Annotated in this window: 13 protein-coding genes and 1 pseudogene; 7 read left to right on the top strand and 7 right to left on the bottom strand. The window is 65.8% G+C overall.

Annotated features, from left to right (window positions below; genetic code table 11):
- Nucleotides 1-31: 31 nt before the first annotated feature.
- From amrA to GO608_RS18650, 3 genes and pseudogenes are all read right to left on the bottom strand, one after another.
- Nucleotides 32-586, bottom strand: coding sequence for an AmmeMemoRadiSam system protein A (gene amrA / locus GO608_RS18660; protein ID WP_211159371.1), 555 nt, complete (start codon nt 584-586; stop codon nt 32-34).
- A complete protein-coding gene (gene amrB, locus GO608_RS18655) occupies nt 564-1391 on the bottom strand; it encodes an AmmeMemoRadiSam system protein B (RefSeq protein ID WP_169198451.1) in 828 nt (275 codons plus the stop codon). The genes amrA and amrB overlap by 23 nt, the downstream gene beginning before the upstream one ends.
- 39 nt (nt 1392-1430) lie before the next feature.
- Nucleotides 1431-2701 (bottom strand): annotated as a pseudogene (locus GO608_RS18650) (MgtC/SapB family protein).
- 241 nt (nt 2702-2942) lie between these two features.
- Between GO608_RS18650 and GO608_RS18645 the strand changes: the two are divergent.
- The 5 genes from GO608_RS18645 (at nt 2943) to thpR (ending at nt 7565) form a co-directional block, all read left to right on the top strand.
- Nucleotides 2943-3971 carry a type I glyceraldehyde-3-phosphate dehydrogenase gene (locus GO608_RS18645; protein ID WP_169198452.1) on the top strand — a complete coding sequence of 343 codons (1029 nt, stop codon included), beginning with the start codon at nt 2943-2945 and terminating at the stop codon, nt 3969-3971.
- Between the two features lie 112 nt (nt 3972-4083).
- On the top strand, nt 4084-5706 hold the full coding sequence (gene ipdC, locus GO608_RS18640; RefSeq protein ID WP_169198453.1) for an indolepyruvate/phenylpyruvate decarboxylase: 1623 nt from the start codon (nt 4084-4086) through the stop codon (nt 5704-5706).
- Nucleotides 5707-5772: 66 nt separating this feature from the next.
- Nucleotides 5773-6474 (top strand): 2-C-methyl-D-erythritol 4-phosphate cytidylyltransferase, encoded by a 702-nt coding sequence (gene ispD, locus GO608_RS18635; protein WP_211159372.1) that lies wholly within the window; start codon nt 5773-5775, stop codon nt 6472-6474.
- Nucleotide 6475: 1 nt separating this feature from the next.
- The gene (gene ispF / locus GO608_RS18630; protein ID WP_169198454.1) at nt 6476-6973 is read left to right on the top strand and encodes a 2-C-methyl-D-erythritol 2,4-cyclodiphosphate synthase; all 498 of its coding nucleotides are present in this window, start codon (nt 6476-6478) and stop codon (nt 6971-6973) included.
- Nucleotides 6963-7565 (top strand): RNA 2',3'-cyclic phosphodiesterase, encoded by a 603-nt coding sequence (gene thpR / locus GO608_RS18625; protein ID WP_169198455.1) that lies wholly within the window; start codon nt 6963-6965, stop codon nt 7563-7565. Before ispF ends, thpR begins: the two co-directional genes overlap by 11 nt.
- 19 nt (nt 7566-7584) lie before the next feature.
- On the opposite strand, the gene GO608_RS18620 is transcribed toward thpR, so the two are convergent.
- The gene (locus GO608_RS18620; RefSeq protein ID WP_169198456.1) at nt 7585-8226 is read right to left on the bottom strand and encodes a glutathione S-transferase family protein; all 642 of its coding nucleotides are present in this window, start codon (nt 8224-8226) and stop codon (nt 7585-7587) included.
- 197 nt (nt 8227-8423) lie between these two features.
- Here GO608_RS18620 and GO608_RS18615 point away from each other — a divergent pair, with 197 nt between their 5' ends.
- Nucleotides 8424-8903 (top strand): aminoacyl-tRNA deacylase, encoded by a 480-nt coding sequence (locus GO608_RS18615; RefSeq protein WP_169198457.1) that lies wholly within the window; start codon nt 8424-8426, stop codon nt 8901-8903.
- Nucleotides 8904-9035: 132 nt separating this feature from the next.
- Here the strand turns inward: GO608_RS18615 and GO608_RS18610 are convergent, their stop codons facing one another.
- The 3 genes from GO608_RS18610 to GO608_RS18600 form a co-directional block, all read right to left on the bottom strand.
- A complete protein-coding gene (locus GO608_RS18610) occupies nt 9036-9476 on the bottom strand; it encodes a host attachment protein (RefSeq protein WP_169198458.1) in 441 nt (146 codons plus the stop codon).
- A gap of 275 nt (nt 9477-9751) precedes the next feature.
- The gene (locus GO608_RS18605) at nt 9752-10570 is read right to left on the bottom strand and encodes a M90 family metallopeptidase (RefSeq protein WP_169198459.1); all 819 of its coding nucleotides are present in this window, start codon (nt 10568-10570) and stop codon (nt 9752-9754) included.
- Nucleotides 10571-10575: 5 nt separating this feature from the next.
- Nucleotides 10576-11469, bottom strand: a complete 894-nt coding sequence (locus GO608_RS18600; protein WP_169198460.1) for a DMT family transporter — start codon at nt 11467-11469, stop codon at nt 10576-10578.
- 95 nt (nt 11470-11564) lie between these two features.
- On the opposite strand from GO608_RS18600, the gene GO608_RS18595 reads away from it, so the two are divergent.
- On the top strand, nt 11565-13766 hold the full coding sequence (locus tag GO608_RS18595; protein WP_169198461.1) for a RelA/SpoT family protein: 2202 nt from the start codon (nt 11565-11567) through the stop codon (nt 13764-13766).
- Nucleotides 13767-13793 lie beyond the last annotated feature (27 nt).

Genomic DNA, 13793 nt, shown 5'->3' with positions numbered 1-13793 from the left:
CGAGCCTCGAGTTGCGGCCGGACCGAACGGCTCACTCACGCCACTTGCATACAGTGTAGGTCGCGGCCAGAAGGGTGCCGATGGGGTGATCCGGCGTCAATCCCGCCTTGCGTTTGAGCGCCGCGACGAACTCGCGCGGTTCCGGCAGCTGTTCCCAGACCTGCGGCAGGAAAGTCGCGCTGCGGCAGCTACCGGAAAGAATCAGGCCGTCGATGCCCGGGCGCAACTGGCGCAGCAGATCGACTTCGTCGGCGAACTCGAGGAACTGCGGTTCCGATAGCAGAGACACTTCGATCCGGATCGCGTTCAATTCGTCCGCGGCAACCGGCAGGAAGCGCGTGTCTCGCGTCGCGGCGGCAACTGCGTTGAGGGCGACATCTTCGCCGAGGGCGCGTTGCGGACGCAGGCTGCCGATGCAGCCGCGCAACTCGTCGTAGAGCTTGAGAGTAACGAACGTGGCGGCGCGTTGCGCGAGGCGCTCGTCATCCGCGAAGGGCTCGTCGGTGAGCCGGAGGTGGCGTTCGAGCGCGCGGCGCGCGTGGGCGAGCAGCGTCAGGCCAAGCTCAGTGTCGGGCAGTGTGGGCATGGGTGCGAGACTCCGAGAATGCAATGCTGGCGTAGCCGACGACGCGGGAACGGTCGCCTGCGGTATCGCCCGAGTTGCGCAGGTCGAGCAGGTGCGGCTCCAGACCGTGGTGTACCGCGGCGCGCAGCAATCCGTTGACGGGCGTCGCGCCGCACGCCTCATCGTGGTCGATGCCGCTGCGAAGCCTCAGGATCCGACCCACCGTCGCGCGGTCGCAGCTCTGTGCCTGGCCGTACGGCTGGTAATGCGACAGGTCGGAGCTGATCACGATCAGCGTCTCCGGGCCGCCCCACAGCGTTTCGAGGATGTCCGCGACCGCTTCGGCGTCGGCGTTCCCGACGAGCAGTGGAACCAGTTCGAAAGTATCGAGCACCGTCTGCAGGAAAGGCAGCTGGACTTCGAGACTGTGTTCGGCCGCATGCGGGCGATCGTCGACGACGACGTCGGGCCGGGCCTGAAGCGTTTCCCAGTCGCTGCGACTCACGGGAATGTGTCCGAGCGGCGTCGAGAAGAATTGCGCGGCCGGCAGCGCGAACGCCCGGACCGCCATGCGATGCGCCGGGCCGAGGAGCACGACGCGCCGCACTACGTCGCGCAACCCGGCCAGATTCGCGTATGCGGACGCCGCGACAGGGCCGGAATAGACGTAGCCCGCGTGCGGCACGATGAGGGCTTTCGGTGCGGACACCGTTTCGAGCGGTACTGCAGCCGCCAGCATTTCTCCGATCTGCGCGCGCAGCGCGTGCGGATCCTCGGGATAAAAGTAGCCGGCAACCGCGGCCGGCCGAATCGAAGCAGTGGCCATGGAATTCCTCGTTGGAGTGCGAGCAGGAGCCTGTTCCAATTATAGGCCGGTGCCGGATAGCGCGAGCCAGGCGGTGCCGGCGGCGAGGCCGAAGCCGATTGCACTCATGCCGCGGAAAATCCTCTTGCCGAGCTCCCGTCCGCCGAGGACGACGGCGAGTACCGTCTTGAAGCCCAGATTGGCGATCATCGCCACGCCGATCGCGATCACTGCCGCGTCGGCGGCGAGTCTCTCGAGGGAAAACAGGCGCATGCTCGACAACGCGATCGCGTCCATGTCGGCGAGGCCCGACACGGCGGCAAGCGCATACAAGCCGTGGGTGCCGACGATGTCGGACAGCCACGCCGAAACGAACAGGATGACCGCGTACAGCACGCCGAACCCGAGCGCCGCGCGCAACTCGGTGGGGTTGCGCGTCTGCGGGAGCACTGCCTCGCTGCCGGCCGGAATCCGCCAATACCAGATCAGCGTTCCCAGGCCGAGCACCAGCGCCGGCAGGACCACGATCGCGAGCTTGGCAAGGAGCCCGGGCGCGACGACGGCGGCGATCACCGCGATCCGGATCATCATGACGACGTTCGCGAGGATGATCACCAGCGCCGCCACCGGAGTCGAGGCCGGCGTGACGCGGCTGTCGCGGGCATGGATCAGCGTTGTCGCGGTGCTCGACGCGAGGCCGCCGGCGATGCCGACCAGCGCTGCGCCATAGCGCGCGCCGACAAGCCGCAGGACCGCGTAGCCGGCGAAGCTGAGTCCCGATATCAGCACGACCATCCACCACACCTGCGAGGGCTGACCGCGCCCTGGGGATCGATCGGGCGGTCCGGGAGGATCGGCAGGATCACGAGCGAGAGCACGCTGAACTGGATGATCGAGATCCAGTCCTTCGATTCGAGCCGGGTCGCGATGCCGCGCAGCTCGGTCTTGAAATACAGCAGGATGGTCGTCGCCACCGCGAGCATCACCGCGATCGTCGCGTGGCCGAGCCACACCGCCGTGCCGAGGCAGTAGCACAGCAGCAGGGCCGCGACCGACGTGGTGCCCGGATCGGTCGCGTCCGGATGGCGAAGATAGGCGGCAATGATCATGACGCCGAGGATCGCGAGGCCGAACACGAAAGGCGCGACGCTGTCGAAATGCTCGCCGAGCAGGCCGATCAGTGCGCCGAGCAGGCCGACCAGCCCGAACGTGCGCAGGCCGGCGCGAGCCGACGCGACACGCTCGCGCTCCAGGCCGATCAGCAACCCGATCCCGATCGCGATCAGGAAAGCCTGAATCTGTCCCGCGTCGAAAGGCTTCGAGAAAGGCATGCCGTCACTCCCGGTTCTTCGTGCAGGTCTTCGTCGTATTGCATGCCGACTGGTTCGTTACTCTATTCGATTCGTGCGCACGGTGAAACGGCGCGCCGTGCGGCACCGTCGGCGGCGTGTCGTGGCCGAATCGTTCCGTGTATTCTCGCGGTTTGCGCACCGGCCTCGTCGGTTCGCCGTAATTCAGCAGACATAATGGAGCAGCGGTGGATTCATTTTCTTGGCAGGCGAGAGACGCCAGATGAGCAGTTCGCTGCGGATCGCCATCAACGGTTATGGCCGCATCGGCCGTTGCTTCCTGCGCGCGCTGTACGAGTCGCCGCTGAAGGACACGCTGCAGATCGTGTCGATCAACGAGCCGGCCGACCTCGCGACCATTGCCTACCTGTCGCGCTTCGATTCCACCCACGGCGTTTTCCCCGGAAAAATCGGGACCGGCGCCGAATGCCTGATCGTCGATGGGCGCGAAATCGGCGTCACGCATGCGTGCGTGCCCGAGGAGGTCGACTGGAAGGGGCTCGGCGTCGATCTGCTGATCGAATGCTCCGGGTGCTACACGCAACGCCATGATTTCGATCGCTTCCTCGAAGCGGGGTGCGAACGGCTCCTGATCTCGCAGCCCGGACGCAGCGCCCAGGACGTCGATCTCACCGTCGTCTATGGCATCAACCACGGCGAGCTCGGCAGAGATCAGCGCATCGTGTCGAACGCCTCGTGCACGACGAACGCGGTCGTACCCGTCCTCGACCAGCTGCACCGCGCGTTCGGCATCGGCCATGTTTTCCTGACGACGCTGCATTCGGTGATGAACGACCAGCCGCTCATCGACGGTTATCACCATTCGGATCTGCGGCGCACGCGTTCGGCGATGCAGTCGATGATCCCGGTCGGGACGGGACTCGCGCAAGGCGTCGAGCGCTTCCTGCCGCAACTGGCAGGACGCGTGCAGGCCAAGGCGATCCGCGTGCCGATCCTCAACGTTTCGGCGATCGACGTCGTCGTCGAACTCGGCTGCGACGCGTCAGCGCGGGAAATCAACCTGCTTCTTTTGGAAGCCGCAGCGGCGCAGCCAGGCCTTATCGCGTATTCCGTCGACCCGCACGCCTCGATCGACTTCAGCCACAACCCGCACTCGGTCATCGTCGACGGCAGCCAGACGCGCATCAACGGTCCGCGCCTCGCGAACCTGCTGCTGTGGTTCGACAACGAATGGGGCTACGCGAACCGGATGCTGGACGTCGCGAACTACTGGAGCAAGCGGTTCAGCTGACGAGCGTTGCGTAATGCTCCGCACGAAGTTGCGCAAAAGCCGAGAAAAACGAAATTTCCTGCTTGGCAAGCACGCGTATTCTGGCGTCTCCAACCCGATATGGATGACTGCCATGAACCTGTCCCAGGCCCTGCTCACCGCGCTGCGCGATCATGGCGCACGCGAGATATTCGGCATTCCCGGCGATTTCGCGCTGCCGTTCTTCAAGGTAATCGAAGAGTCGGGCATCCTGCCGCTGCATACGCTCAGTCATGAGCCGGGCGTGGGATTCGCCGCGGATGCGACGGCGCGTTATCGTTGTTGCCTCGGCGTCGCGGCGGTGACCTACGGCGCGGGTGCGCTGAACATGGTGAACCCGGTCGCCGGTGCGTACGCGGAAAAGTCCCCGGTCGTCGTCATCTCCGGCGCGCCCGGCGCGGGCGAGTCGCGTTCCGGGCTGCTGCTTCATCATCAGGCGAAGACGCTGGATTCGCAGTTCGAGATCTATCGCGAGATCACCTGCGACCAGGCGCGACTCACCGATGCGCGCAGCGCTCCGCGCGAAATCGCACGCGTGCTGGCGAGCTGCCTGCGCGAATCGCGGCCGGTCTATATCGAGCTGCCCCGCGACATGGTCGGCGTGCCGTGCGAACCGGTGGTCCCGCTCGTGCCTCCCGCGCCCGACCGTGAAGTGCTGTCGGCATGCGTGGACGAGATTCTCGTGCGCCTGCGCAGCGCCGCGTCGCCGGTGCTGATGGTGGGGGTCGAAGTGCGTCGCTTCGGCCTCGAAGCGAAGGCGGCGGAGCTCGCCCGACGACTCGGAGTGCCGGTCGTGACCAGCATCCTCGGCCGCGGGCTGCTCGCCGGCACGGATGCGCCGCTCGTCGGCACCTACCTCGGCGTTGCCGGACAGCAGCAAGTGACCGATCTCGTCGAGCAGTCGGACGCGCTGCTGCTGCTCGGCGTCATCATCTCGGACACGAACTTCGGCGTGTCGTCGAAGCAGATCGACCTGCGCAAGACGATCCAGGCGCTCGATCGTCGAGTCACGCTCGGATACCACACCTATCCGGAGGTGCCGCTCGCGGCGCTCGTCGACGCGCTGCTCGAGCGCCTCGACGAGAAGATTGCCCCCGCGATGCGTTTCGATCCGCCGCACTACCCGCGCGGGCTGCAGGCCGACGACGCGTCGATCACGCCGAACGACATCGCGCTGGCGATCAACGACCTGATGGACACCCACGGCCGGATGCCGATTGCAGCGGACGTCGGAGACTGCCTGTTCACGGCGATGGACATCGAGCCGACCGCGCTCGTCGCGCCGGGCTATTACGCGACGATGGGATTCGGTGTGCCCGCCGGCCTCGGGCTGCAGACGGCCTCCGGTGAGCGGCCGCTGATCCTCGTCGGCGACGGCGCGTTCCAGATGACCGGCTGGGAGCTCGGCAACTGCCGCCGCTACGGCTGGGATCCGATCGTGATCGTGTTCAACAATTCGTCCTGGGAAATGCTGCGCACTTTCCAGCCGGAATCGGCGTTCAACAATCTCGACGACTGGGGCTTCGCTGCGATGGCCGAGGGGCTCGGCGGCGACGGGGTGCGAGTCGGCACGCGCGCCGAACTGAAGGCGGCGCTCGACCATGCGCTGGCGACGCGCGGACGTTTCCAGTTGATCGAGGCGATCATCCCGCGCGGCGTGCTTTCGGATACGTTGTCGCGCTTTGTCGCTGGCGTGAAGCGGCTGTCGCAGAAATGAAGACGGCGGTGTCGGGCGAGCGGTTGCCTTGGCGGGAGTCGGTGTCGCGCGGGTAGAATCCGCGCCATGCAGACTTTTCAGCCTCGTCATTTCGCAATCGTCCCGGCGGCCGGCAGCGGCAGCCGCATGGCCGCGTCCCGACCGAAGCAGTATCTTCCGCTGCTCGGTAAGCCGTTGATCTTCCATTCGCTCGCCGTGCTGTGCGCGGCGCCCGAAGTCGACAAGGTGTTCGTCGTGCTTTCGGTCGACGACGCCGAGTGGCGTCGTCACGACTGGTCCTTGCTCGGCCCGAAGCTGGTGCCGCTTTTTTGCGGCGGCGCGACGCGGGCCGACAGCGTGCTCGCAGGGCTGCGCGCGGTCGCCAACGAGGTCGAACCTGCGGATTGGGTGCTGGTGCACGACGCCGCGCGCCCGTGCCTTGCCCCGTGGCACATTGAGAAGCTGATCCGGGAGCTCGCGCGCGATGAAGTCGGCGGCCTGCTCGCCGTGCCGGTTGCCGATACGCTGAAGCGCGCCGGCGAGCAGCGGCAGGTGCTCGCCACCGTGCCGCGCGAAAACCTGTGGCAGGCGCAGACGCCGCAGATGTTCCGCCATGTGATGCTGCGCCGCGCGCTGGAAGCCGCGGCGCACGTCACCGACGAGGCCAGCGCGATCGAGGCGGCAGGCTTGCATCCGCGACTCGTCGAAGGCGACGCGACGAACCTCAAAGTCACTTATCCGCTCGACCTGCACCTCGCCGAGTGGATCCTCACGAACCGGGAAAACTGAAGTGAACGCTCCATTCCGTATCGGCCAGGGGTTCGACGTGCATGCGCTGGTGCCGGGGCGGGCGTTGATCGTCGGCGGCGTGCACATCCCGTTCGAGCGCGGCCTGCTCGGGCATTCGGACGCCGACGTCCTGCTGCACGCGCTGACCGACGCGCTGCTTGGCGCCGCCGGCCTCGGCGACATCGGGCGACTCTTTCCCGACACCGACGCAGCCCACGCGGGCGCCGACAGCCGCGTACTGCTGCGCGAAGCATTTGCGGCCGTGCGGGCGGCGGGCTTCGGCGTCGTGAACATCGATGCGACGGTGATCTGCCGGGCGCCCCGGATCCTCCCGCATGCGCCGGCGATGGTCGCGAACATCGCTGCCGACTTGGGCATCGACCCGGCGGCGGTCAATATCAAGGGTAAGACGACCGAAAAGCTCGGTTTCACTGGCCGTGGCGAGGGCATCGCGGCCCAGGTCGTCGCGCTGCTGATGCGACATGGCAATGAAACCTGATCCCGCGGCGCCGGGCAAACCTTCGCGCGTGTTCTTCGCGCTGTGGCCGGACGCCCGCGTCGCGAAGCGCCTGGATGAACTCGGCGCCGAAGCGCACGCGGAATGCGCCGGACGGCCGACGCGACGCGAGACGCTGCACCTGACGCTCGCGTTCATCGGCGACGTGTCGCCGCAGCGGCTCGCCGAGCTGATCGCGGTCGGGAACGAGGTCGGGAACGACGTCGAGGCGACCTCGTTCACGCTGCGCCTGGACCTCCTCGGGAGCTGGCGCCACAACCGCATCGTCTGGGCGGGCGCGCAGAGTTGTCCCGCGCCGCTGGCCGGACTCGTCGAGCGACTCAACGGCGCGCTCGAAGCCGCCGGTTTTGCCGTCGAGCGGCGCCCGTTCGCACCGCACGTGACGCTGTTGCGCAAGGCGCAGATGCAGGTTTCGACACGCTGCGTGGACCCGATCGACTGGCCTGTCGACGGCTTCGCGCTCGTCGAGTCCGTGCAGAGCAGCGCCGGGGCGCATTATCGGACGCTCAGGGAATGGCGAGCAGGGAAGGGCGGCGAAGGCGCAGACCGCCGGTACGCCGGGAAAAGCGGCTGACGCCGCTCCCGCGACCGCTTCAGGTCCAGTGGGCCGGCCAAGTGCGAGCGAAGTAGGGCAGCGCTTCGATCCGCTTCATCCACGCTGCCAGGCGGGGGCCGATGCGTGCGCCAATTTCCACGTCGTGCTTCCTCTTCTCGATGCGCAGCGCCAGTGCAATCAACGGGTAGAGCGTGAAGTCGGCCGCGGAGAGTTCGCCTGCCAGCGTGTCGCCCGCGATCAACGTTTCCCACAGGCCGAGTTCGCGCGTGAAGGCGTCGCGCGAGCGCGCGATCGTTTCCTGCTGCCATTCCGTTTTCGGCGTGTAGAGCACGTTTGCGACGAGTTCTTCCAGCGGGCTCGCCAGATACTGGTCGGCCTCGCGGACCATGCGGCGGATCAGCGCGCGTTGCCGGATGTCGCCCGGGAACAACAGCGGCGTTTCGTCGTAGCGTTCGTCGAGGTATTCGAGGATCGCCGCCGATTCATAGAGAGCGAGCCCGTCATCGACGATTGCCGGCACTTTCTGGCGCGGGTTGATCGCCGTGTACTCCGGTTTTTTCAGGTCTCCCGCATCGAATGACAGCGCCTTGAGTTCGTACCGCAGGTGCTTGTGTTCGAGTGCCAGCCAGACGCGCCAGGCATAAGGCGAACCGGCGCCGTAGTAGAAACAAAGAGCCATTTCCGAACCTCCCACGCGTTGAAAACCTGCAAACGTCCTGAATCCCGACTCTGCCGCGGGCGACGCCGCCGGGCCACTGCACGGGGCGGCTTGGCTGGAGTGCAGGATGCCGTGTTGCGTCCTAAAATGAAATGTCGGAATGAAAGGTCGAGGGGCGGGTGGACCGGCTGCCCGGATCCCGATCGAGGAGGACCATCATGGCAATCGCATCAAAACTCCAGGAGTACATGAGCGAACACGGCTTGCGGTACGACGTCCTGACGCATCCGCATTCCCACAACAGCATGGAGACCGCGCAGCTGGCGCGGGTGCCCGGCAATTGTCTGGCCAAATCGGTCGTGCTTGAAGACGATGACGGCTTCCTGATGGCGGTGTTGCCCTCCACCCAGCACGTCCAACTCGGCTGGCTCAGCAAGGCGATGCAGCGCAACTTGCGCCTCGCGTCCGAGGACGAGCTGTCCGCCCTGTTTGCCGATTGCGAGCCCGGCGCAGTCCCGCCTGTCGGCAGCGCGTACGGCATGCGGATGGTCGTCGACGACACCCTGGCCGAGCAGCCGGAGATCTACTTCGAGGGCGGCGACCACGAGAAGCTGATACAGATGAGCAGCGAGGATTTCATGACGATGATGGAAGAGGCGAAGCACATCCGGTTCGGCGAGCATTACTGGCGGCATTGAGCGTTCTGCCGTCGATCCGAATGAATGCGGGGCGCCTGGCGCCCCGCGGCCCTTCGAGGTCATGCGTGCTGCGACCTCATCGTCTCCTGGACAGAGACGTTCGAAAAATCAGGTTTTCGAGAAGTCACGAATTCAAAGGAACAGGCATGAGCCTAGTCGCTCGCGCAGCACGGGCTCGGGTTCCTTCGTGTAATCCTTTTCGAAACGATCGGTGATCAGTTGCGCTGTCGGCGTATCCAGCACCGCGTTGAGCATGCCCATGAATGCAGGTGGGGCGAATACGATTGCGCGGCTGAATTCGTTCTTGGCCCGTCCAAGATAGAGTTCCTGCGCGATCTGTTGCGCGAACACCTTTGCTTCGTGGGTTTTGGGGAGAGTCTGAGGCTGCGCTGAACCTTGCCCGTTGCCTACCGACGCCATGGTGCCGGGCCGGTCGGTTACAAGTTCGGAATTTTTCCGTCTGCTTTCCGGATGGATCAGTTCCTTCACCAGTGTGAGTCCCTTGTTCGGACCGAGGTTTGCATAGAGCTTCGCCAGGCTGGCATTGGCAACCAGTATCCAGGTTATAACCATGAATCGTCCTCCGAGAGATAGATCGGGTGGTCTGCCGGTTGTGGCTCTTGCAGCTTAGACGGACGCCCCATACGTGGCAAACTCATTTTGCCGTGAACGTCAACCGATCCCTCCCGGCCCCCCAATGAACTCCGCTCCGGACGAGCATTATTCCATGCGAGTTATTTATTCAGCATCCTGCGTGTTTCCGGAACCCGGTAGGTCGGAATGTTCCCGTCGCCCCGCCGGCCGCCCGACCGGGGGACGATAGACGACGAGCATGGGCTTGCCGGCTTTCACGATCCGAAGGGGCGTGGTGGGACGCCGCAACGGCGCTGCCGTTCATCGCGGATGCGGCGTTCGCCGGCCGCGAGGTCCAGCCCGTAGAAGCACGACAGCTGCTCGTACACTTGGGGAAGTTCCTGTTCGAGCAGGCAGGGCGTCTCGAAGAACGCTTCGGAAGCGACCGCGAAAAACTCGCCCGGACTCTCGGCGCCGTACGGGTCGAGCAGCGTTTCCTCGCCCGCGTCGACCTGCTCGCAAAAACGCCGGTAGGCGTCGGTGAACACCTTCGCCCAGGCCGCTCTGCTCATGCCCTGCGGCAGCCGCGGCAAGCCATCGACGTCGCCGTTCTGCATGTCCAGTTTGTGTGCGAACTCGTGGATGACGACATTTACGCCTTCCGGCCCTTCGCCCTCGCGATGCCACGACACCAGCACCGGGCCACCTTCCCACGCTTCTCCGAGGACTTCGTCGTCGTATTCGTGCACGACGCCGGTGTCGTCCGTTTCGTGTCGCGGAACCACGAAGTCTCCGGGGTAGACGACGACACCGACCCAGCCGCGATAGGCGTCCAGCCCGACGCGCAGGATCGGCAAGCAGGCCTGGAGGGCGATCGCGAGCATCACCTGGTCGGTGAGGGCCATGCCGTGCGCGCCGTGGAACTCTTTTTCGGCGAGAAACTCGCGCGCGAATTCCCGCAGGCGCTCGCGGTCGGGCGGTTCGAGATAGTCGAGAAACGGCAGCTTCTGCTCGACGCTGGTCCACAGCGCGTCCGGCACCCGTATCGCGGCCAGCCGGCGTGCCTTTCGCCATTTGCGCAGGAAATTCAGCATCGCGTTCAGCCGGCAGGTTTGCGCGTCGTCAGGAAAATGCCGGCGAAAACCAGCGCGATTCCGGCGAAGTGGAACGGCTGCGGGCGTTCGCCGAGAAAGATCGCCGCGAGCAGCGCGGTGAACACCGGCATCAGGTGGATGAACAGGGACGCGCGGCTCGGCCCGACCGCCGCAACGCCGGCGTTGAAGAACACGTAGCCGAGAAAGCCGGGGAAGATGCCGATGTAGAGGATGCCCGCGAACGTCGCCGGTGACGGATCGATGAGCCTCTCACTGGCGATCTCCCACGCGTACAGCGGCGCGAGCCCGACGACACCGACGGCGGTGAAGGCAGCGAGCAACAGCATCGGGTCGATGCCGGCCGGTCGCCATTGCAGGCCGACCGTGTAGATGCCCCAAGTCAGCACCGCGAGCAGCATCCACAGGTCGCCGGTGTTGAGGCTGAAGCCGAGCAGTGTCGCCAGGCTGCCGCGCGCGACGATGATCATCACGCCGACGAGCGACACGACGACGCCGGCCGTTTCGAGACTCGTCAGCCGCTTGCCGAGCAGCAGGAACGCGAGCGCGATCGTCGCCACCGGCGTGAAGGAATTGAGCAGCGTCGCGCTGGTTGCGGTCGTGTATTGCAGCGCGATGTACGCGAAGGTGTTGTAGCAGCCAACGCCGATGAAACCGAGCACGACGACCGCGCGCCAGTGTGCCCTGATGCGGGGCCACTGCACGCGCAGATGGGGCAGCGCGAACGGCAGCGTCAGCGCGAATGCGATGGCCCACCGCCAGAATGCGAGCGTCATCGGCGGCACGGCTTCGCGCAGCCCGCGACCGATCACCATGTTGCCTGCCCAGAACAGCGAGGTCAGCGTCAACAGCACGTAGGGATTGGCGAAGCGCTTTTTCATTGGTCTTGTTTTGGTGGCAGGCCGGTGATGATGGCACAGCGCGGAATCGTCTGCAGCGCGGGGAGATGACAGCCCGGGTATGGGATAATCCGCCCATGGTCTCCGTCACGCATGCCATTTCACAGAACGACGCCGTTCCGCCGGTCGAGCTGCTCGCCGACGGACTGGGCGTCGACGATCGCGCACTGATCGAAAAAGCCCTCGAACTGGCCCGGGGCGCCTACGAAAATCACCTCCTCGGCACTGGGGAGTCGGTGTGGACCCACGCGATGGGAACGGCGCTGATCGCCGCGTCGCTGCGGCTCGACGCCGAAACGCGCGTGGCTGCATTGCTGTTCGCGGTCGGCGACTACATCGAGGACCCGATCGAGACGGTGACGGCGCGCTTCGGCGACGGGGTCGCGCGCTTGGTCGAGGGCCTGCGCAGGCTCAACGGCCTGCGCCTGCTCACGCGCATGACGGCGACCGCGACGGCGCCGGAAATCCGCGCCCAGACCGAAGTGCTGCGCAAGATGCTGCTGGCGATGGTCGAGGACATCCGCGTCGTGTTGCTGCGGCTCGCATCGCGCACGCAGACGCTGCGTTATTTCACCGAACAGAAAGGCGAAATCCGCACCGACGTCGCGCGCGAGAGCCTCGACATCTATGCTCCGCTGGCGAACCGGCTCGGCGTGTGGCAGTTGAAGTGGGAACTCGAAGACCTGTCGTTCCGTTTCCTCGAGCCGGAGACTTACAAACGCATCGCGAAGATGCTCGACGAGCGCCGCGTCGAGCGCGAGAGCTTCATCGAGGAGGCGATCGAACGGCTCAAGCGCGAGATTGCCGCGGTCGGCATCAAGGCCGAAGTGTATGGCCGGCCCAAGCACATCTACAGCATCTACAACAAGATGCGCGCGAAGCGGCTCGACTTCTCGCAGGTGTATGACATCCGCGCGCTGCGCGTGCTCGTCGACAGCGTGCGCGATTGCTACACGGTGCTGGGGATCGTGAACCAGATCTGGCAGCCGATCGGCCAGGAGTTCGACGACTACATCACGAAGCCGAAGGGCAACAACTACCAGTCGCTGCACACTGCGGTGCTCGCCGGCGATGGCCGCGCGGTCGAAGTGCAGATCCGCACGCACGACATGCACAAGCACGCCGAACTCGGGGTTGCGGCGCACTGGCGCTACAAGGAAGGCAAGGGGCACGGCGGCGATTACGACGAGAAGATCGCGCTGCTGCGCAGCCTGCTGTCGTGGCGCGACGAGATCGCCGATTCGGCCGACTGGGTCGAGAAGTTCAAGCGCGCGTCGCTCGACGACGCGATCTACGTGCTGACGCCGCAGGGCAAAGTGGTCGATCTGCCGCGCGGGGCGACGCCGATCGATTTCGCGTACCGCCTGCACACCGACCTCGGCCATCACTGTCGCGGCGCGAAGATCGACGGGCACCTGGTGCCGCTCAACACGCAGCTGCAGAACGGCCAGACGGTCGAGATCACCGCGGCGAAGGAGGGCGGGCCGTCGCGCGACTGGCTCAACTCCGCGCAGGGCTATGTCGCGACGGGCCGGGCGCGCACCAAGATCAAGCAGTACTTCAATCAGCTCGAAGAGAACGAACTGCTCGCGCGCGGGCGCGCCGTCATCACGAAGGAGATGCAGCGCGAAGGGCAATCCCAGGCCAACATCGACGAGATCGCCGGCAAGCTCGGCTTCAAGAACGCCGAGTCGATGTTCGTCGCGGCCGGCCGGGGCGAAGTCGGGCCGCGCGCGGTCCATGTCGCGCTGCGCGACACCGGGGAACCTGCGCCGGAGGCGGCCGATTCCGGAATGGTGATCGGTCAGAGCCGCGCCGGCGATTCGAGCGACAAGATCCTGATCGTCGGTGTCGGCAAACTCCTGACGTCGCTCGGACGCTGCTGCAAGCCGGCGCCGCCGGACGCGATCGAAGGGTTCGTCACGCGCGGCCGTGGCATTTCGATCCATCGCGTCGATTGCCGCGATTTCCAGCGCCTCGCGAAGAGCCACCCGGAGCGGGTGATCAAGGCGGACTGGGGCGAGCAGGCGTACAACAACCGCCAGTCGGTGTTTCCGGTCGACATCGCCGTGCAGGCGGCGGACCGCCAGGGCTTGCTGCGCGACATCTCCGAAGTGCTGTCGCGCGAAAAGCTCAACGTCATCGCGGTCAATACGCTGACGAAGAAGGGGACCGCGTACATGCGCTTCACGATGGAGGTCGGGGGCGTCGCGCAGGTACAGCGCGCGATCACACTGATCCGCGAAGTGCCCGACGTCATCGACGCGCAGCGCAAGTAGGCCCGGGGGCTTCGGGGCAGCCCGCCG

Origin of the sequence: Aromatoleum buckelii, assembly GCF_012910785.2 — a bacterium.
Taxonomy (GTDB): Bacteria; Pseudomonadota; Gammaproteobacteria; order Burkholderiales; family Rhodocyclaceae; genus Aromatoleum; species Aromatoleum buckelii.
This window is presented reverse-complemented; position numbering and strand designations above follow the sequence as displayed.